We start from the raw sequence: 18,881 nt of genomic DNA, 5'->3' as shown, positions 1-18,881 counted from the left end.
CGCGGGTCACATTTGGAGGCAAGTCGGTGATGGTCGTAGGGGATGGGGAAATGGTTTTCCCGAACGGTAGGGATCAGGCCTCTGAGGGGGCATCGATCTGGGCGGCAGCCAGGGCGGCTGCCAGATCACGGTTCAGTGCTCGCGCTTCAGCCCGCAGTTCGCTCCAGTTCGGCGTCCCGACCGGGCCTTGCCCACGCATCGACGCGAGCCAAGCATGGGATCGCAGCCTGGCCGCTTCCGCGGCTGGCGTCGAGGACTTGAGGGCGTCCAACGCGGCCAACTGGATTTCCAGAAGGTTGATGTCCATCAGCGCCTGCAACTGCTCCGGTGCCATCGGGCTTGGCGCATCCCGCTGCAGCCACCAGCGTCGAAGTCGTTTCAGCATGTCTTCTCTTCCCTGAGATCGTTGTCGCTACTCGGGAGGATGGCCACGCCACGGCTCTGGGCGTAATCCCTCACCTTCGTCAGCAGCTCTCGCTGCTGTTCGGGTTCAAGCCGCGACATCACCAGCAACGTCTCTGCCACTAGATCATTTGTGGCATGGAAATAGGCGACCGGCATGCCAAGTGCTTGGGCCAGCTTTTCCATCGTTGCAGGATCCGGCACGCGATCTCCTCTCTCGTAACGAGAAACCCTGGGAGCGGCGGAGTTTTCCTCGTCCAACCCAAGCACGGCCCCCAACTGTGCTTGCGTCAGGCCCTTGGCCAGCCGGGCCTCGCGCAAGCGGCGGCCAAACGTGTGAGCTGGGGCGAGAGGGGCAGGCATGGGCGATCACGAACCGGGAACAATCCCCAAGTCTGCCGCTTCCCATGCTGCACCGCATTTGCCAAAATGGCAAATAAGGCCATGGTGGCCGGGATCAGGGGGATGCATGAAGCAAGCGATTGCAGCCGTGGCCGTGTGCCTGGCGTTGGCCAGCGGGACGGCCAACGCCCAGGACGGCATTTTGGGAAGGATTGGCAAGGGGTTGATGCAGGCGGGCAAGGACGCCGCCTCGGCCCCGGCGACCAAGCGTTACCTGGAGCCGGCAGGCACTTACTGGGACGACGGCGACCCTCCAGTGCTCGACGGCTACACCCGGATCCGGTGGGGCTTGGCGGCCACCGCGTCGGCCGGTTTCGGCATGTGCGAAGACAACCTCTTTGCCCAGGCCAAGGCCGGCGCTGCCCTGGCACCGGCGATGCGAACCCACTGCATTGGCTCATGGGGGCACCAGTTCAAACGCGTCGGCCTGCAGGGCGATCCGGCGTCTGCGTTTGAGGCCAAAGCGAGGCAGATCGCCTCGACCGACGCGTTCTACCTGCGCCCCTATATCGATGTGGAGCTCGACCCCAAGACCAACATCCTCCACGCCTACGTGTTGGTCATGAACCATGAGTGGTATCCCCGCTCGCCTGACTTTCTTCCGACGGCCGTTATCGGCCCTTCGCCGTTGGGCAAGGGCAGTGCGGTGGTCGGGGTCGAGCACGGCGGGCGCTACCACGCCGCGTTGCGATTGAAGCCGGAAGACGCGGCCGAGCTGCGACGGGTGGGGCGCGACGCCACGGGAGACCGAATCTTTTTCAAGGTCGTGGAGGGCAGGTTGAAGCCCAACGGCCTGCCCGACATCGTTCTGCAAATCGACCGGCTCGAGATCGGCTACAAGAATCAGATCATCGGCATCACCCCCTCCAAAGACAAGGACGCATGACATGAAGCACGCACTGATCGTGGCCGCAGCAGCGGCACTTTTGACCCTGACGGCCTGCTCTGGCGACAAGGGCCCCACGAAGGAGGACGGGGTGAAGGTCGTGGAAGGCTTTTTCACCGAGCAGGGGAGGCAGGCAACCCTCCAGCGCTCTTGGCGGTTTGAAGTGACCGACGCGGGCGGCTTGGATCTCGACTGCGAGAAGAAGGCGAATGGGGATCAAGAGTGCTTGGTCAGCGGGTCAGTGAAGGCCCTGGGTTACATCGGCGGCCAGCCCACCAAGGAGGAGCCGAGCGCCCTTAAGCCGAAGCTGCGGGCCCTGTTCCGCCCGCAAGGCGAAGGTTGGCAAGTGGTCGAAGTGACCGACGAAGGGACGTCTGCGGGCTAAACGGGCCGCAGTCCGCCGCTTGACTGCACGCCGGTCCCGATCAAGCGTGCAGCCATCCAACAGGGGAGGACCATATGAACCGCGATCCGCCGCAGCAAGTTGTGTATGCGCCGCCGGGCCCATCCGCGCTGATCCTCCCGAGCGTCATCTTGGGCCCGTTGGGCCTGGTTGGGCTGGCGGCCGGCGTGGAGGTGATGAAGCGCGACTTCTTCATCGGCGTGGTCTGTTGTGTGCCCGGTGCGCTCGTCTTCGCGTTTTTGGCATTTTGCCTGGCGCTCCACATCCGCGCTCAGCGGCTTTGGGACTGGCACGTCCGAACGGGGCGGATGCCGTATTTTCGGAAGCACGGCTTCCTTAAAGGGGCGCTGCTCGGGGGCGGATTGGGCGTGGTAACGGTGGTGGCGGCCGCCGTTCTGGGCTTCAAATATGCCGATCATCCCCAGTTTGGGGAGATCGCTACCGCAGCGTTTTACTTGGCTTGGCTCTGGGGCGTGCTGTTGATCGGCGTGCTGGCCGTAGTGTTCGGGTGGGTCAAGCGGGCGTGGGATAGAACGGCCCTCCCCGGATGATGCTCTCTGCAACTGGCCGCCTAGTCTGAATGATATATTCGCCTACCTAAGCAGCACCACGCCGGACTTACGACCGCGCCGTTCATTGGGTCAGGAAGACCAGCTGGTGCCGCCTAATGTCATTCGCAACGCGCTTAGGTAAGCGTGCGGAAACTCAATCAGGGGGAGTCATGAATGTTATCCGAATCGTAGTCTCAGCATTGGCTCTAGTGCCTATTGCATGTTTTGCTAAGGGGCCTATAGGTATTGGAAAGCTTGAGGTTGGAGTGTCGCGCAGCGCCGTTGAGGGCCTTTCGCCCACTGACGGGGTTTACCTTGCCGCTCCTCTGGAGCCTTACGAATACAAACATTCAAGTCCAGTGTCGGGCGAGGATAAGTTTAATACGAAGATCGTCAGTCCTTTGAGTGACCAGCCTCAAGAGGCGGTTCTTACGTTCGTCGCAGGGCAGTTGCAATCGATAAATATTGATCTGGGTGATTCCAATCGGATCGTGGATAGCGTCAAGTCGTTGATCACCAGCAAGTATGGTGAGCCCAAGGTGGACAACTCCATGAAAGAAGAGCAGTGCGTCTATAAGGGCGGGCAAAACTTCAAGGTTTCGTCGGGAGCGATTCGCTACGAGTGGAAGCAGGATCGCCCAAATGCAGAAGCGGTCACAGCGTCGCTGTCGGATGTGGTGATGGACATGTGTCCTTCCAACCTGCGCTATGCGATTGGTGCGATCAAGGTTAAGAGTTTGACGATTGGTATTGCCAAGCCCGAGAAACCAGTGGTGAATCCCTTCTAAGGGCAAATCACCTGTTCTCGGGCTCTAGCTCGATGTCAGGTTGGCCCCCGGCACGTCAACGTAATCTCTTGATAGTCCACCCGCACCGGGTTGTAGAACTGGCGATACCAGTTGAACGCCAAGGTCTGACCCACGTTGTGCTCGTTGCACGCCGGCAGGCCTTGCTGGGTGCCAAACCCACCGTTGGGCGTGCATCCGGGCTGGCCCGTGCAGGTGGAATAGGGCGTCGAAGCCACCACCGACGACTCGGGCCACTCCCAGCGATAAGGATTGTTGGTCTTGCCCACCAAGTCGGACGCGCACGCTTGCCGGCACACGGCCAAAGAGGTGCCGCCGCTGGTCCAGTTGTAGTCGCAGTAGTGCATGCCCATGTTGGAGACGCATTCGAAGTCGTAGGAATAGGCGTAGCGGATGTTCCCGGCGTCCGAAAGCGCGTTGCATTGCTCTTCGTAGAAAGCCGACTCGCTCACGTTGGCGGGCCAGTTGCCGGGCATCGGTGCCGGCGTCTCGACCCGTTGGATGGGCACGTTGGCGATGGCCCAGTCCAGCTTTGCTTTCTCCGCTGCTGTCAGGCGCACCACAGCGTCGGGATACCAGTAAGAAATGCCACTCGAACCCGAGGGCGGCGGCACGTCCTGCCCATCGGCCGAGTGCCACGCCACAACCTGCAAGCTGCCATCGCTGCAGCGAGCAGCCGTGGGCTTGCATGTGTTGACCTCGTTGCGACGCGCCCCTGTATCCACCCAGTTGGACCAGCCGCCATAAGTGGGGCCGGGCAGAGCGGTGGTGCCAAACGGGCAATGGGTAAACACGTCCCTCGACCGCACCTGCCGCCCTTCCCAGGTGTGCGTGCCAGCTTGACCCGACGGGCAGGCTTGCGACGTGGGGAGCCATTGATCGCGTTCCTCACGGGTGGTCCCCGGGCAGGCCTGGCAATCCCTCGTCGTCACGGCCGCCACCGTCTGGGCTTGAACCCACGCCTCGGGATGCTTCCACGCGGCGTCTGAGTTTGGATCCACGTCGCCGGGAGCGCAGACCTGGCGCGTGCGCACCGTCTCTGTGCCCCACGTGCCCGCCGGACAGCTCGCCCGGGCCGCCGAGCTTTCCGATTGCCGGCACGGCACCAAGGCCGGCGGAGCCGGGGTGGGGACCGGCGTTGGGAGCGGCTGAGGCACCGCAACGCTGGGCGCAACAGGAAGCGGCGGAACCGCCGGGGAAGGAGCAACCCCAGGGCTTGGCGACACGCTCCCAGGAACGCCCGGCACTGCATCGGGCACGCTGGGAGCGGTGGATACGGGGCCAGCCGGTGTCGGCGTTGAAGGGCCAGGGACGGCGGGCGTGGAGGGCAGGGGAAGCGTGGGCACCACGGCCACCGACGAGCCGGCCACAAGGCCTGAGTAATAAACGACATCGACCACGGCCCCATCGGCCCCGCACGCCAATCCCAAGCCGGGGATGTCTAGGGTTCCGCCGTTGCCCAACAAAACACTGGTGTTGCCCACGATCACGTCCCGCACGTTCGCGTCGCCTGCGATGGCGGAGACGAACGGCACGCAGGCCCGCGCAGGAAGCCCAGACAGCCCCACGGTGAAGGCATCTCCTGCCAGGCGCACCGTGGCCGGGGCCACGGTCACCGCGCCGCCCCATGCGTTGCTCATGGTCGCTGCGCTGCCTTGGCGGAAGTCTGTGGGGGCCAGCCCATCTTCAAGCACGTTCAACGTGCTGACGCCGCGGAACGAGCCGACGATGCCATGGGACCGATCAACGCGGCTGGCCAGGTCCCGAACGTTCTCGACGTCCGACGCCAGGTTGACCCGAGTGGTGACGCGGGGGTAGACCCAGAACGCGGCGGCCCCCATTGCGGTGGCAACCCCCAATGCGAGCAGCAACTCGACCAAGCCAAAGCCTGGGGCGGAAGAACGGCGGCGAGGGCGCGCATGCGATGTCATGCACTTCAGCATGCGACACCACCGCGTTTTGACAAGCCCTGGCGACAGTTTTCATTTTTAGTCAAAAATCTTTCAAATCAATGGGTTGACAGGGATCTGGGGAGTGGTTCGATCGTGGTGTAGGAGCGGTTTAATGGGTAAGCCGACCTATCCACAAAAAGAGAGTGAAGACATGAAGATTCATCCCGTCGAGCCTGCCAGCACCGACCTGGCGCATTTCCAGATCCACACCGCCACGCAGTTTCTGGATTGCACGAACGGCTTGAATCAGCTGGCCAACAAGCATCGCCGGATCCAGCGCTTGGCCACGCGCGCCCGTTATGAGCGGCGTGGAAGAAGGAAGAGGAGCGGTTCGCATAAGCCTTTTGAACCTCGCCCCGCTCTTTGTTGGTCTCTTGGGAGTCGCGGTGTTCGATGACCCCCGCCTTCTCAAGGCGGCGGCGGTGACGGCGGCCGGATTGTCATCATAGGCAACGACTGCTACGGGAACTGCGAAGGGACGGAGGGGAAGCGAACTCCTGCTTACCCGAGACCTCAGCAGCCAAAGCAGATCCGGCCGAGAGGTCATTTATCGCCCTCTAGCCTCGCTCATCCGCGTAAGATTGATCCCAGCCTACCATTGCAAACCGGTCATGAAGACAGAGGGTTTCCGCCACACCATGCGAGACACGATGGGTGGGCATACCTACGTTGTCACCATCACCAGTCCGACCGATGAAGTCTTCCACTACTTGGCGACGGTAGACGGTGTGGACGTCAAGGTGCGGGAGAGGGGTGTGATCCGCAATAAGGGCGACGCGATGCAGCTAGCCTTGGCCGCCGTCGAACGGCACATCGCAGACCTGTCTCACAAGATCGCCCACGATTCGACTACGGCAAGTTGATAGCGCACCAGCGTTGTTCTGAAACTGCGGTTCTCGCAACCGCGTGTGGCTAACCGCCGTGAGTGGATCTCTGGCGCGCGTGGGAAGCAGGGGCTGCCTCCCCTTGGGCTGCGGCCTTACGCCAAGATCTGGCGCAGAAGCAACAAGCCACCGACCGGGTTGCCGGCGTGATCCAGCGAGCGGTCCAAACTTCCCCACGGGGCGACGAACAGCCGATCCAGCACAGTGTTGGGCTGCATAAAGCAGCACATGTCCCAAGCCGGGAAGCGCCGGGTTTCGATCAGCGATTCCCAAGCACATGGAGGTTGGTGTGGTCATCGCTGGCCCTGATGCGTCCAATGGCGCCTTCTATGCCATCGTTTGGTCCCTCCACGTATTGGAGAAAGCGGGCTCCATCGAAGAGCATCGCTCCTGTCACGCCGCCTAGCCGGTTGAAGCGTTGTGCACCGCGCACGATCTGATCGAGGCGGGTGGAATCAATTCCCGGGTCGGCAACGCTTCGGTAGGCAACGGCTCGCAGCATGGATGGGCTCGTTTGAAGTGGATTGAACACGATACTCCCTGGTGGTTCGCCGCGCTTGGCCGATCCAGTTCATCGCGCACCTGACTAAATCGGCTTCACGTGAGGCTCAGCAGCGCAGCACGCTGCCTTCTCCCTCGCCGTCTGATGCTAAGCCATACGCCACGGTTGGTAACTTGAATGTGCGAGCGGGACGCGAATGAAAGCTGTGGTGCGGCTGGTGAGACTGGACGGTTTCGCTTGGTCTGGGTCGAGCGCGTGAGCGCGGGTCCGCAGGCGGTGTCCAAAGCGCTGAAAGTCCACGCCCGTTGCCACATGTGCGACAGTGATTTCGTTTCAAGCGAGCCCATTGGGCTGACATCGATCTCCGGTGGCGCCGTGCTCAGCTGCAGCCATTGCAGCAACCGCTAGGCGATAGGTCAGGGCCTCTTCGACGATCTCCCTCCGGCATCACGCTGACTGGCGCTTTGATCGACGCGTCAAATGCCGCTGCAAAGGCGATCCCGGCGTCACTGCTCCAAAGGCGCCAAATCTCCTCCAGACCCAGCATGGCATTCGCGTTGCATCCCGGACAAGTGACCCAGACACCCGCGTTATCCGTCTGCAGTCCGCCACCGATGGTGACGGTGGACCTAGCTCGGCACGCTTGGCAGGTCATCAGGATAGCTGCAGATCCAGCCCTCGCCCCCTTGCTCAGCAGTGTGGGATCGACTTGGTGGATTACAAAGTCGGTCGAAGATTGCATTGAACAGTCAACGCGAAGAGAGAGCGCTGTCGGAAGCGGAGCGAGCAGTGTGAGATGTTTCTGACCGAATATGAACAGGATCACTGATGAAGACGGGTGCATTGCCTAGACTGTTCAATCAACTCGATTTCCCGGTTCCAAGCACTAGTAGGAGGTCAGAAGTGGGCGATTGCAACGGCAACAAATGACGCGGCTGGCTTTCACGCCGATATCACGCGGTTGTGGCGATCTTCACTTGTAGCGGACAGGGGACTGCTGAGCGCCAATGGCCCGGGCGCTCAGAGGTGCTGCCACCCCACGGGCCTGCAGGACCCCCGCCATGGACCTCCTTTTGTCTCTTGCTCTTGTGATCTTGGCTGCCGCAGCTGCGTTGGGGTTGCTCCAACTCGCAATCGCGCTTTTCAAAGCGCCGTCGTGTCGGCAATGGCTGCGCCGCGGAGAAGCGAAATGATGCGTTCGTTTCGCTACGCCTACCAAAAGGCTCGCACTTGGCACAGCTCCGTGCCGACATCGATTTGGGCCGGATTTCGCTATTCGTTGACTGGCGACACGGGCTACTTCAAGTCGCACGGTGGATGGCGTCTGTCTCGCGTGCACCGCGGAACTGAATCGGCGGAGCCATGAGCGCCTCGGTGCTCAAGCTGAGCCTGGCGAGGCAGTTAAAGGATTAGGCCCTGCGCAGCCTGCTCGGGTTGTTTCGCCCGGAGAACGGCATGTTGTGGTGCTGTGAGCGCGCCTACCTGGACGGCCGAAATGGTGGGCAGCGCGTGGGCGTTGCTCTCACCGCTGCCGCTGTCTGATACTGAACCCGTCCATCGCTGGAAGCTCCCAAGTCGGTCGTCCACGGGCGACAGGCGGGACGAATCGATCAACCCGGTCAACAACGAGCAGCCCGATGATACGCAGCAAGCTGGCTCACAAGCGCGTTCTCGCCCAAGGCGGATCAGTTCTGGTCTGGTTGACTTCGTTCAAGAAAAAGTACCTCTTCACCGCTAGTGGCATCGGGACGCCTGGGCAGTACGGTGTGGAGCTACGGCAGGACACGAAAGCAAGTCGGAGAGCCCTCCAGGTTCGCTTTTCGGGTCGAAGTTCCACGAGGTGTCCGTGGGCGATGAATCAGCGTCGATGATCACCCTCCATCGGTCTTTGACGTCGGCTGGACCGCGAGATGGAATCTTTTTTCTCTGCAGCACTTCGGTCGTTGAGGCCGCAGTCCTCGCGCACCTCGGGGCGACGCTGCCAACTAGGTCAACTCTCTTGCAGCCAGCTTGATTTAGAATGGTCCCAACCATGGCGCATCCTTAACGGTTCAGAAGGACCGCACCTTCGGTCCGAGCCCGACTGCGTTTTCTACACAGCTGATCTACTCTTGGCCTGTTTAGACTCACTGGTGCGGAGTTGGAGGTGGCCCTCAATGCCCAAGTGTGCGCTGGTGTTCGTGAGCGCGGCGGTGGATGGCATCGCTGATGAGCGCTTGCCCGAAGTCATGCGTGCAGGCCGAGAGTTCAATGCCAAGTGCGGCTCGCGTGCAGTTGTATGCTTCGACGGCAGCAGGTTTTTAACGTATATGGAAGGCACAGCGAGTGCGGTGGCTGCGAGCTCCGTTTACACCGAGTCCGTCACCCTGCATACCGAAATCGTTGAGCTGGCGCGGGGATCCATCCAGCAGTTGCGGTTCCCTGCGCATGCATTGCTCTTCCTGCGGATTTCAGAAGCCGAGCTCAAAGCACTGATGAGGTCGAACTGGGTGAATTTCTCCCAACGCTTCGGAGGGAAATTCATCCCAGAAACGGGGATGGAGCGGCTTGCCGCATTGGTCGGCAATCGTCTCGATGACGTTCCGCAGTGATGGGTAACGGATTTCCTCTGTAGGCCGCCCGATTCACGTTGCACAGTGGAAGCAGGGGAGTCATGAATTTGAGGCATTCGACAGGGGCATGCCATGCGGTTGGAATTTACTCACAGCCACATCTACCCAGGGGCCACCGCGTCCCTGACAGGCGAGCAGGCTGAACTGGGCGAGAGAACCACCTGCTTGGTCGAGCTCAGTGACGGCGTGGTCCTCTCGACCAGCTGTCTGATTCAAGGGGGGGAGATCATGCTATTCATGCCGGACTACCTGACCGCCCGTGGGGCAAAGATTCCGGCAAAGGACTGGGTGCTGCGGAAGGATCTGGAAACAGGCGCCTGGAAGGCAAAATCAAAGGTTGCTGTGTAGCACTTGTTGCTCTTCCCGACCCGTCAGGTTGTTGGGTCTGAAGCAATCTTAGGAGCGTGTCATGCCAAACCGTGCGGTGGTTTTTGTGAGTGAGGCCAGCCCCTACCTTAGCCTTGGGCGGCTGGTTGAGTTGATGGCCGACGCGGAGCGGTTCAACAGACAGGCCGGCGTGACCGGGGTGACCTTGTACGACGGGGCCCGGTTCCTGTCCTACATGGAGGGTCCACCGGATGGCCTTCGCGTTGCCTACGCCAGGGCATCCGAAGCGCGCAGCCACCTGAACTTCATCGAGTTGGCACGCGGGCGTGTCTCGCAACGTCGGCTGCCGCGGTGGCCTATGCGGCTGTTTGAGGCCAAGGAGGGCCAGCTGCAGAGCATCGCGATGGCAGACTGGGCCAGCTTCTCTCAGCGGGGCGATGCGGACGCAATGAATGCAACGGCGATGGATCTCCTTGTGCGCTTCACGGGAGGGCCGTCTGCCTCCGTCTACGTGGGGCCCCTCTCGAAGCCACTCTGAAGAATTCATCTACGGGGTCGTCCGCGCAGTCCGCACGCCAGATACCGCTGCCCGATCCCTCTATTGCCGCAGCAGAAATATGACCAAGAGGCGCGCTGTACGCTGACAGCCCACGGCACAGCGAAGGGACCGAGCGGCGCTGTTGGAAAGCGCTCAGCCAGTACGTTCACCAGCAAAAAGCCAGACCAGCGGCTAGGCGGTTTCGACCACTGGTTTGGTGCGCGGCGCACGTTGGCCTAGAAAGGCCAGTGGCTAGGGGTGCCGATCACGACGATGCCCTGAATTGCCGGGGCGTCACCTAGGGCGAGGGGGAGTCACCCCGTTGGTTCGGCGGCGCCAACTGGGGTCAGCGCCATAGCGGAGAGTTTCACGATTGTCGCGTCCATCGGACGCACGGACATCTTGCTAGGACGGAGGTCAAGCGCCAGTGAACAGGCTTGGGTCCAGCCGCGCGGGAGGGCTACCCAACCTGGATGGCGGCCAGAGCGTCTTTTGTTGAGAGAGGCCGGCCGTAATGCCATCCCTGGCCGATGGCGTCCGGCGCGATCCGGTAGAGCAGCAAATCTTGCTCTTCTGTTTCGACGCCTTCTGCGATGACATCCAGCCCAAGCTCACGTGCGATGCGATACATCCCTGGCAACACGGGCCGCAGGGGGGAGTCCTCGTTGATAGCGGCCACGAACATGCGATCGATCTTGATTCCTCGAAACGGCGATTGGGCGAGGTGGGAGAAATTCGCGCTGCCCGTCCCGAAGTCGTCGATCAAGAACCGGTATCCCAGAACCGAGAGGGCCTGCATGTTGCTCTTGGCGGTGGCAGACACGAGTTCTTCCCGTTCGGTGATCTCGATGCGAATTTGTTCGGGGAGCACGCCAAAATCGGTGGTAACGCTGCTGATGTAGCGAACGATGCACTCTTGGGCCATGTCCACAGGCTCGGCATTGATGCTCACGTAGAGGTTCCTGTGCTCCCGCAAAGCGGGGGCGAGGTCATTCATGGCACGGGCCAGGACGTATCGAAAAAGATCAGGACTCAGGCCGAGGCGGTGGGCGATGGGCACGAAGATGGCCGGCGGGATTTCATCGTCTCCCGGCGGGCGCCAGCGGCTGAGCGCTTCAAATCCCACGAGCTCCCGCGTGCCAATCCGACGCAGGGGCTGGTAGGCCAGTTCGATCTCGCTGCGCTTCAGCGCAAGCACCAGCCGTTGCTGGATGGTTTGCCGTGCCGTGATTCGGTGTTTGATCAGCAGGAACGCCAGCAACAGCCCCATCGTCGCCCCGGCTGCCAAGATGGTGGTGAGCAACGCCGAGGGCAGCTCGGACACCACGTGCCTAGGGCTGGTGACGAAGGCGCAGACGTCAGCCACATGGCTGCAATGCTGAGCTTGGACGACAGAGGGGTTGCCGACGCGGCTGGTCGGGGACAAGGTCCGGAATGCAAATGATCGGTCCTTCGTTTCGATGCTGATGGAGCTGCTGCGCGCAGGGTCCAAGCTCTCGAAGGCAGACGGAGAAGACACGGTGAACGTGTCGCCTTGGGCGATCAGATTGGACCCGGTGTAGGGGGAGCCAACGAGATCCGATGCATGCCAAATCCGGACACCTCCGCTGGAGAAGCGTGGAGCGGGGAGGCTGTAGGGGCGCGAGCGCCCCCAAAGGGCGCTGCAGACAAGGCGTCCGTCTTGGATGCGACCGATGTCGCTCATATAGCTGGAGCGAAACGCAATCTCTTTCAGCGAGTCAATGTCGGCGGCCGAGCAGCGAGGCAGCCCTATGCGAGACGCTTGTTCGGCCGCGACGCGCCTTGCGAGAGAGATAGCCTCCGAGCGTGCCACCGCGGCTTCTGCCACTGCCTCCGATCCTTCCTTGTCACGGACGTAGAGAATGGCTTGGGCGACGGCGAGCATCGCCAGAAGGCACACCGTCGTGGCCCCTACGACCGTCAAGGCATAGCGAACCCGATCCTTTCGAACGCTCAAAGCAACCCCCGATCTGAAACGCGCCATCGCTTCGCTGGGCTTCCCGCCTCATTTACCTTGTTACAGGTTTATCGGCAAGCTGCCCATGAACTTCAGCCCCACCTCCACTGGCTTGCAAGCCTTGATCGAACAACCACGCATCTGCGTCTGAACTGTACAGCCGCAGGCCGTGAGCGAGGCGACCGCCAGCGTTGACAACTGCGGCGGCCAATTATCGTAGATCAATACTGTTACACGGTTGGCGTGGGCAGGCGCTTGGTCGAGCCCAAGCTTGCGAGGGCACGCCTGCGCTCTCCGTCAGACACCCGATGCAATGGTGCTGTGGTGCAAGGAGCGGACGGGAGAGGTGTCGGCAGCTTGTGGGCGATGGCGCCTACTTTGGGGCGATGGGCGCGCTAGGCTGCTCTTTGATCAGCCAAGCGAGGAAGGCCAAACGATTCGGGAGAATTTCAGGTCGAACGCCCAGGCGCAGATTGCATTCGAATTCGTCGAAGTAAGCCATTCCAGCCGAGAACTCCACGCTGTTGGGTCGCATCGACTTGACCTTGGCAAGCGGCTCATCGACGGCCCCGCTACAACACGCCTTCAACATCTCCATCAGCTGCGACTTACCCACCTCGGTGAGTCCAAACCGGGCTGGCTTGCCCGGCTGGAACCAAACCAGGTCTTGATCACACAAGGCCGTCAGCCTCGTTTGCGAGGGACGAAACCCCTGGGCCGCCATGCACAGGTCTGCGAAGTGATCCAGAGGAGCGGTCATAGCGGTGGTTGTGTTCGCTCATGCAAGGCCATGCGTGTCACTGTGAGGCCCACCGATCGAAGGCGCAAGCCTCTTTGCGTTCAGCGTGGACGAGGCCCGGGCTGGCCTTAATACCGGTGGCGGCCCCCAGACAGATCGAGCGCTCCCTTGCTGGAGCTCCCATCCCGCGAGACGTGTGATGGAACAGGTACACCCATTGGACGATGACCGCCACGATTGGGCCGGCAGGTCGCCCACGGTCCATGGGGGTGCTGCTAGGGCTGGCCCCCTCCCCGCGTGTCTCAGCCGCCCAAGCGGATGGCGTCGTTTGGAGAGCTGCGGCCCACCTTTCCCATGAATTCCGATGATCAGCAGCCTTGTTCTTAACATGCAGTCCCTGAGCGATGGTGGGAGTGTTTGTGTCTGGCGCACCACGTTCAAGGGCAAGGTCTTCTACACCGCATGCGGGGTCGGAACCCCTGCAATGGAGCATGTCTCTGAGCGGACGGCGGTGGCTAAGCGCGCGCTTCAGGATCAGGCTGACCAAGCGGGCATGCAGCGCCAGCACGACGTGTTTGTGAGAACCCCCTAAGCCGCAGGAATCAGCATCCACTCCACGCTCACGGAGGCCTACCACCACGAGGCCGTGTTTTTCCTGTGCGCTGATCCGGCGGTTGAGCAAGAGCTTACTGCATTTTTGAACGTTGTAGCGTCGTAACATATCGCCTGGAAGGCTACTGACTACGAGACTGGTTTGACGGAAGTCGGCGGGAGCGAGCCCCTCCCCGAGAACGTTCATCGTGCTGGCGCTGCGTAGCGAGCCGGCGACGCCGTGGGAACCTTCAATACGGCTGGCCAGATCCCGAACGTTCTCCACATCCGACGCCACGTAGAGCCGGATGGCGACACGGGGGTAGACCCATAACGCGGCGGCCCTAATTGCGGTGGCAACCCAGTGCGAGCAGCACTCGACCAGGCCAACGCCTGGGGCGTTAACAGGAAGGCGAGGCCAGTAGTGACGTGTCATGCACGTCGACATGCGACAGAACCGCGTTCTGGCAAGCCCTGAGAGTAGTTTCTGTTTTTAGTCAAAAATGCTTCAAATCAATGGGTTGACACGGGTTGAACTTGTGGTTGGATCAGTGTGTAGGAGCGGTTTAATGGGTAAACCGACCTATCCACAAAAAGAGAGTGACGACATGAAGATTCATCCCGTCGAGCCTGCCAGCACTGACCTGGCGCATTTCCAACTCCACACCGCCGCGCGGTTCCTGGACCGCACCAATGGCCTCAATCAGCTGGCCGACAAGCACCGCAGGATCCAGCGCTTGGCCACCCGCGCCCGCCATGAGCGGCGTTGGAAGAAGGAAGAGGAGCGCTTCGTATGAGCATTTTGAACATGGCCCTGCTGTTTGTCGGTGTCCTGAGCACCGCGGTGTTCTACCGGGACCTGGTCGCCAACCCCATCTCCGCCGGGCGCGCCCTGATGCGCTTCTATCAACTGCCGGCGGAGCATCGCCAAGGAAGCGTTCTGCAAGAGGTTTCGAAGGCGTGGTGGAGCATCGTGCTGGTGGCCCTGGTGCTCATCGGGGTTCTGGGAGGTGGGCAATGAGTGCCGGGACCGAAAGCCTCATCAGGGCCATCCAAACCAACGACCCGCTGGCCTTCTATGGGTGGCTGCACACACTCAAGGGGACGCCCGACCTCGATGCTGGCGTGGCCGGCGATCCTGGGATCACACCGTTGGCGGTCGCGAGCGTCATGTACTCCAAGGCCGTCCAGTCGGACCGGATCTTGGCGGCGCGCTATGCCGCGATGGTCGAAGCGCTCATGGACGCCGGGGCCAACCCGCTGGTCCGGATTGGGGAGCGGTTCGTGGTGCGACGGGGGCACACGGGGAAGCTGGAGCGGCGACGGGTGGACGAAGGCCGAACGCTGGCGGAGGTCTGCGGGGGCGTTCTTTGCCCGGCCATGCAGGCATGGTTTGGACGCCAACGGGCAGGCGAATGGTCCCACACCGCGCTTCATCGGCCTCACCCCGCCTACGCCCACCTCCGTCGCAACCATAAAGCCGTGGCCTGACGCCCAGGCCGGCGGCTGCTCGCCGCCGAAAAGCGGGGTGGAGACAACGGCAGGGTGGGCCACGGCTCCCGCCGCGGCCTGAGGTCGCTGAACCTCCGACGTCTGCACGGCTAAACCCCTCTAGCTGCACGGCCCTTGCGGGATTAGGTTTGCACCGTAATGTGTTGCACAACCTACCCATAAAAGGAGCCCATCTCATGCGCCTCGTTGTCTGTTGCTTCAAAGGGGGCGTGGGGCGCACCACGCTTTCGCTCAACCTCGCCGCCGCGTTCGCCGGCCAATCCCGCGTGCTCGTCAACGACCGCGACCCGCAATGCGGTTCCGTGGCCTGGTCAGCGATGAGCGACGGGGAAACCCCGTTCACCGTGAGTCGCTCAAGTTCGCCTGGATTTGACCTGGAGATCCAGGACATGCCGCCCAGTGCCCCAGTGAAAGACCAGTTGCCGGACGCGGACCTCTATCTCGTCCCAACGCTGCTCGACGGCGGCAGCTACGTTGTCTACCTGCGGACCATCGACACGCTGCGACGTCAGGGTAAGCCCATCCTGCCGGTTGCCAACCGGGTCAACCTCAAACGGGCGGAGCACCGCCGCCGCCTGGAAGATCCCAGCTTGGCAGGCGCCATCGTCATTCCCGAGCGGGCGGCGTTGGCGAGCTACTACGAGCTCGGCGAGACCGTGTTCTCCATGCGCGGCGCTGGCGTGGATAAGGCGCGTGAGGACATTCTGCGGGTAGGTCAGGCTATCCAAAAAAGGTTGGTCAACCCGGCGCGGGGGAAGGCATGATGGACATCCCAATGCTGCCCCTGCCGGACCTCATGGCTGCCCAAAAGACCCCCGCCAAGAACGCCGTTGCCAAGAAGGCCCCGGCCCGCAAAGACCTGTCCAAGGCCGCGAAAGTGGTCCACGCCAAGCCGGAACGCACGTATGCGCCGCTCATTGATCTGGGCCAGTTTTCCGAAGGGCAACTGGCAGAGCTGATGGTGGCTGCAGGGGACGCGCCTGGGCGGAGAACCTATTTCGACTACTCCGAGGAGCGGCCCTACCTGCGGGACGGCCAGAGGGTTCATCTGGACGTGGGACGCGACTCCACCATGTTCGACTACCGCGACGAGAACGGGGCGCGTGTGGAGCGAACGATGGTCACCGTGCCGCCCAAGCTCCGGGAGCAGATTCAGGACGTCACCGGGGAAGAACAGCCGATTCTCACCACCGCGCTCATTGCGCTGGCTTCCTGGGCTTGCCAGGAGCTCAAAAAGAGCAAGCGTCGCCTCGTCGTGACCACGGCAACCGATGACCTGGATCCAATGCGGAGACAGGTTCGGAAAGCCATCGTGGGGCGGGCGAGGAAACAACGGTAGCCCTGGGTTGGTAGTGAACGACAGGCGGCCATGGGCCGCCTTTTTTATGGCTGGCGGCGGGTGGAAAGAGCAACGGCAAAAGCGGCTAGAGCAAAAGCGTTGTGGAGAAAAGGCGGGAGGGGCCTCGGCTTCCGCCGGGCCCGTGCTTGGCTGGAAGTGTGAGGTGTTTCAGGGTTTTGGTGTCTTTTGCGGTTGCCCGTCAGTTCTGCACTTTAGTCAAACAAATGTGTTGTTTTTGAGTTTACATTTTTATGCCCTGTCGTAACCTGGATTTGTAGGGAGGCAATACCGCTGACCTGAAAACCAAACAAGGATTCATCATGAAAACCCCTCGCCGCCAAACCCTCGAAAACCGCGCCGCCCGTTTGGGACTGCGACTCTCCGAAGCTGAGCTCCACGTCAAAATGGAAGCCGCCAACAACTGCGAAGCCATGCCGCGCTGGGAACTCTCGGACGGGAAACACCAATCCAGTCTCCGCGGGTATGCCACCCTGGCCGAGGTTTCCGAAGCGTTGGATCACGAGGAAATCGCTGCAGAGCTATGAGCAGGTCCTACGCCATCCCTCGGGTGGCAGTGAAAGACAGGCGGCCATGGGTCGCCTTTTTTATGGCTGGCGGCGGGTGGAAAGAGCAACGGCAAAAGCGGCTAGAGCAAAAGCGTTGTGGAGGAAAGGCGGGTGGGGCCTCGGCTTCCGCCGGGCCCGGTGCTTGGCTGGAAACGTGAGGCGTTTCAGGGTTTGCGTGTTTTCTGCGGTTGCCCGTCAGTTCTACACTTTAGTCAAATAAATGTGTTGTTTTTGAGTTTACATTTTCAGGGCCTGTCGTAACCTGGATTTACAGGAAAGCAATACCGCTGACCGAAAAGGCCAAAAAGGTAACCGCCATGCAAAAAAACACTTTCACCATCGAAGCTGACTACTCCACCAACAGCTGGAGCAGCAACTGGGAGCCCATCGACAACGCGGAATACTCGACACTCGCCGAAGCCGAAGCCGGCATGGAAGATCTGGAGCAGAAACTGGGCTGGCGCAACATGCGCATCGTGGATGAAACGCGTTTTGTTTGGGCCTACGGACAGGAGGGCGAGGATGAAGATGCCTAAGCTCTATGCCATCCAATCCAAGCAACCGGCCCCGCGCCGGTTGTCTGGACCGAAGAAAGAGCTGATCTACGTCGATGCATCCAACGTTCTGATTGAAAGCGATGCGCATGTCCTAGATATGCGAGAGCTTCTCAAGCTCCACAAAGAAGATTTAAAAAAGAGGAGCAATAGCGTTTTGCAGGAGATCGCTCGTGGTTCGTAACCCCTACGCCATCCGACCCAAGCAGCCGGCCCCGCGCCGGCTGCCCACGGTTCGCATTGCCCCGGCCAAGGCGGCCGCATTCCGGGCTCTCGCTCGCCAGCAGGGGCTCACGGCCAGCAGTGCATTGGCTGCCCTGGTGGCCGCCCATGCCGACATCCGCCAGCCGTTCGGGCCCCGGGTCCGTGCCCAGCATGGGTCTGATGGGATGCGCTACGGCGCGGTGCTGCCCGATCCCAAAGTTTCTGAAGAGGTGGCCAAGAGCCTGATCCAAGACGCACGAGCTGCTAGGATCTCGCTGGGCGAGGCGATGCGGCAGTTGGTTGACCGGTGCCTGGAGCAGAGCAGGTGAGGCGGGGAACAAACGGGGGAGGGGAAGCGGCGGCCTGAGGGTCGCCTTTTTTATGTCTGCAGTCTGGCGGACACTGGTTCGGAAGGGGCAGGTGCCCCTTTGATGGGGGCAGGGGTAGATGGTTGGGGGATAGTAGAGCGGTGGCTGGGGCGGAAGCCCCGGCCCATGTCCTAACCTCCCCGGAGGGGGCTTTTCAGGCGCGGCCCCGGGCCGCGTTCTTTTGAGCTCTAGGAGAGAGAAGGCAACGGCAAAAGCGGCTCAAAGCAAAAGCGTGGTGGAGAAAAGGCAGGTGGGGCCTCGGCTTCCGCCGGGCCCAGTGCTGGGCGGGAAATGTGAGGCGTTTCGGGTTTTCGGGTTTTCTGCGGCTGCCCGTCAGTTCTGCACTTTAGTCAAATAAATGTGTTGTTTTAGGGTTTACATTTTTATGTCCTGTCGTAACCTGGATTCATAGGAAGGCAATACTGCTGACCGAAAAGGCCAAAAAGGTGACCAACATGAAAAACAATACTTTCACTGCCGAAGAATCCGTCATGATCGACTTGGGGCTGAACCCGGGTTTAGTGGAAAACTATTCCGAAGTCTCCCTGGAGCCCGTCAGCTTCGAAAAGGAAGAGGGCTTCTCTTGGGGCTCTCGCTGGATCGCCGTCCACGAGGCGTACTGTCACAACGATAATAGACTGATGGCAGACGGCCGAGAGTTTGTTGTCACAAAGGCCAACCCGACGTTCAAAACCTTGCTCAACGCTTGGCGTGAGGAGCAGCAACGAGCTGGGTGAGGTGAGGCATGGGGGAGACAAAAGGCGG

Annotated in this window: 26 protein-coding genes; 20 read left to right on the top strand and 6 right to left on the bottom strand. The window is 61.3% G+C overall.

Features of this window, described 5'->3' with window-relative positions:
- Window positions 1-73: 73 nt before the first annotated feature.
- Window positions 74-385 (bottom strand): hypothetical protein, encoded by a 312-nt coding sequence (locus tag N7573_RS04880; RefSeq protein ID WP_136191685.1) that lies wholly within the window; start codon window positions 383-385, stop codon window positions 74-76.
- Window positions 379-765 (bottom strand): helix-turn-helix transcriptional regulator, encoded by a 387-nt coding sequence (locus tag N7573_RS04875; RefSeq protein WP_024958708.1) that lies wholly within the window; start codon window positions 763-765, stop codon window positions 379-381. Before N7573_RS04875 ends, N7573_RS04880 begins: the two co-directional genes overlap by 7 nt.
- A gap of 106 nt (window positions 766-871) precedes the next feature.
- Here N7573_RS04875 and N7573_RS04870 point away from each other — a divergent pair, with 106 nt between their 5' ends.
- The 4 genes from N7573_RS04870 (at window position 872) to N7573_RS04855 (ending at window position 3,432) form a co-directional block, all read left to right on the top strand.
- Window positions 872-1,690: a hypothetical protein gene (locus N7573_RS04870; RefSeq protein ID WP_164225698.1), complete on the top strand. Its 819-nt coding sequence runs from the start codon at window positions 872-874 to the stop codon at window positions 1,688-1,690.
- Between the two features lies 1 nt (window position 1,691).
- On the top strand, window positions 1,692-2,075 hold the full coding sequence (locus N7573_RS04865; protein ID WP_049452605.1) for a hypothetical protein: 384 nt from the start codon (window positions 1,692-1,694) through the stop codon (window positions 2,073-2,075).
- Between the two features lie 74 nt (window positions 2,076-2,149).
- A complete protein-coding gene (locus tag N7573_RS04860) occupies window positions 2,150-2,644 on the top strand; it encodes a hypothetical protein (RefSeq protein ID WP_227851957.1) in 495 nt (164 codons plus the stop codon).
- Between the two features lie 266 nt (window positions 2,645-2,910).
- Entirely contained in the window at window positions 2,911-3,432 is a 522-nt protein-coding gene (locus N7573_RS04855; RefSeq protein WP_152904938.1) for a hypothetical protein, read from the top strand.
- Window positions 3,433-3,467: 35 nt separating this feature from the next.
- Here N7573_RS04855 and N7573_RS04850 read toward each other — a convergent pair whose 3' ends face one another.
- Window positions 3,468-5,330, bottom strand: a complete 1,863-nt coding sequence (locus N7573_RS04850; protein WP_164089630.1) for a type 4 pilus major pilin — start codon at window positions 5,328-5,330, stop codon at window positions 3,468-3,470.
- A gap of 184 nt (window positions 5,331-5,514) precedes the next feature.
- Here N7573_RS04850 and N7573_RS04845 point away from each other — a divergent pair, with 184 nt between their 5' ends.
- Both N7573_RS04845 and N7573_RS04840 read left to right on the top strand, forming a co-directional pair.
- Window positions 5,515-5,799, top strand: coding sequence for a hypothetical protein (locus tag N7573_RS04845; RefSeq protein WP_139042365.1), 285 nt, complete (start codon window positions 5,515-5,517; stop codon window positions 5,797-5,799).
- Window positions 5,800-6,013: 214 nt separating this feature from the next.
- A complete protein-coding gene (locus N7573_RS04840) occupies window positions 6,014-6,265 on the top strand; it encodes a hypothetical protein (RefSeq protein ID WP_049452607.1) in 252 nt (83 codons plus the stop codon).
- Between the two features lie 280 nt (window positions 6,266-6,545).
- Here the strand turns inward: N7573_RS04840 and N7573_RS04835 are convergent, their stop codons facing one another.
- Window positions 6,546-6,788: a BLUF domain-containing protein gene (locus N7573_RS04835; protein WP_080353422.1), complete on the bottom strand. Its 243-nt coding sequence runs from the start codon at window positions 6,786-6,788 to the stop codon at window positions 6,546-6,548.
- Window positions 6,789-8,944: 2,156 nt separating this feature from the next.
- Between N7573_RS04835 and N7573_RS04830 the strand changes: the two genes are divergently transcribed.
- From N7573_RS04830 to N7573_RS04820, 3 genes are all read left to right on the top strand, one after another.
- Window positions 8,945-9,379: a BLUF domain-containing protein gene (locus N7573_RS04830; protein ID WP_049452608.1), complete on the top strand. Its 435-nt coding sequence runs from the start codon at window positions 8,945-8,947 to the stop codon at window positions 9,377-9,379.
- 93 nt (window positions 9,380-9,472) lie between these two features.
- Window positions 9,473-9,748, top strand: coding sequence for a hypothetical protein (locus N7573_RS04825; protein ID WP_049452609.1), 276 nt, complete (start codon window positions 9,473-9,475; stop codon window positions 9,746-9,748).
- A gap of 61 nt (window positions 9,749-9,809) precedes the next feature.
- Entirely contained in the window at window positions 9,810-10,265 is a 456-nt protein-coding gene (locus N7573_RS04820; protein ID WP_049452610.1) for a BLUF domain-containing protein, read from the top strand.
- 460 nt (window positions 10,266-10,725) lie between these two features.
- Here the strand turns inward: N7573_RS04820 and N7573_RS04815 are convergent, their stop codons facing one another.
- Together N7573_RS04815 and N7573_RS04810 are read right to left on the bottom strand one after the other, a co-directional pair.
- Window positions 10,726-12,171, bottom strand: a complete 1,446-nt coding sequence (locus N7573_RS04815) for an EAL domain-containing protein (RefSeq protein WP_164089631.1) — start codon at window positions 12,169-12,171, stop codon at window positions 10,726-10,728.
- A 445-nt stretch (window positions 12,172-12,616) separates the two neighbouring features.
- Entirely contained in the window at window positions 12,617-13,003 is a 387-nt protein-coding gene (locus N7573_RS04810; protein WP_049433975.1) for a hypothetical protein, read from the bottom strand.
- A gap of 343 nt (window positions 13,004-13,346) precedes the next feature.
- Between N7573_RS04810 and N7573_RS04805 the strand changes: the two genes are divergently transcribed.
- The 11 genes from N7573_RS04805 (at window position 13,347) to N7573_RS04755 (ending at window position 18,853) form a co-directional block, all read left to right on the top strand.
- The gene (locus tag N7573_RS04805; RefSeq protein ID WP_049452612.1) at window positions 13,347-13,574 is read left to right on the top strand and encodes a hypothetical protein; all 228 of its coding nucleotides are present in this window, start codon (window positions 13,347-13,349) and stop codon (window positions 13,572-13,574) included.
- Between the two features lie 568 nt (window positions 13,575-14,142).
- Complete coding sequence (locus tag N7573_RS04800; RefSeq protein ID WP_140222678.1) at window positions 14,143-14,370, top strand: hypothetical protein; 228 nt, start codon at window positions 14,143-14,145, stop codon at window positions 14,368-14,370.
- A complete protein-coding gene (locus tag N7573_RS04795; protein ID WP_164089632.1) occupies window positions 14,367-14,594 on the top strand; it encodes a hypothetical protein in 228 nt (75 codons plus the stop codon). Before N7573_RS04800 ends, N7573_RS04795 begins: the two co-directional genes overlap by 4 nt.
- On the top strand, window positions 14,591-15,064 hold the full coding sequence (locus N7573_RS04790; protein WP_164089633.1) for a hypothetical protein: 474 nt from the start codon (window positions 14,591-14,593) through the stop codon (window positions 15,062-15,064). The genes N7573_RS04795 and N7573_RS04790 overlap by 4 nt, the downstream gene beginning before the upstream one ends.
- Window positions 15,065-15,261: 197 nt before the next feature.
- Window positions 15,262-15,849 (top strand): ParA family protein, encoded by a 588-nt coding sequence (locus N7573_RS04785; protein WP_279912796.1) that lies wholly within the window; start codon window positions 15,262-15,264, stop codon window positions 15,847-15,849.
- Between the two features lie 11 nt (window positions 15,850-15,860).
- Entirely contained in the window at window positions 15,861-16,424 is a 564-nt protein-coding gene (locus N7573_RS04780; protein WP_164089635.1) for a hypothetical protein, read from the top strand.
- A 320-nt stretch (window positions 16,425-16,744) separates the two neighbouring features.
- A complete protein-coding gene (locus tag N7573_RS04775) occupies window positions 16,745-16,969 on the top strand; it encodes a hypothetical protein (RefSeq protein ID WP_279912795.1) in 225 nt (74 codons plus the stop codon).
- A 338-nt stretch (window positions 16,970-17,307) separates the two neighbouring features.
- Window positions 17,308-17,526 (top strand): hypothetical protein, encoded by a 219-nt coding sequence (locus N7573_RS04770; protein ID WP_024957698.1) that lies wholly within the window; start codon window positions 17,308-17,310, stop codon window positions 17,524-17,526.
- Window positions 17,513-17,728, top strand: a complete 216-nt coding sequence (locus tag N7573_RS04765; protein WP_024957697.1) for a hypothetical protein — start codon at window positions 17,513-17,515, stop codon at window positions 17,726-17,728. Before N7573_RS04770 ends, N7573_RS04765 begins: the two co-directional genes overlap by 14 nt.
- Entirely contained in the window at window positions 17,718-18,077 is a 360-nt protein-coding gene (locus N7573_RS04760; protein WP_279912794.1) for a hypothetical protein, read from the top strand. Before N7573_RS04765 ends, N7573_RS04760 begins: the two co-directional genes overlap by 11 nt.
- Window positions 18,078-18,571: 494 nt before the next feature.
- Entirely contained in the window at window positions 18,572-18,853 is a 282-nt protein-coding gene (locus N7573_RS04755) for a hypothetical protein (protein ID WP_279911889.1), read from the top strand.
- Window positions 18,854-18,881 lie beyond the last annotated feature (28 nt).

Source organism: Stenotrophomonas sp. GD04054 (assembly GCF_029836955.1).
Classification (GTDB): domain Bacteria; phylum Pseudomonadota; class Gammaproteobacteria; order Xanthomonadales; family Xanthomonadaceae; genus Stenotrophomonas; species Stenotrophomonas maltophilia_A.
Note: the sequence above shows the minus strand (reverse complement) of the source record. Positions and strands in the feature narration are given on the sequence as shown.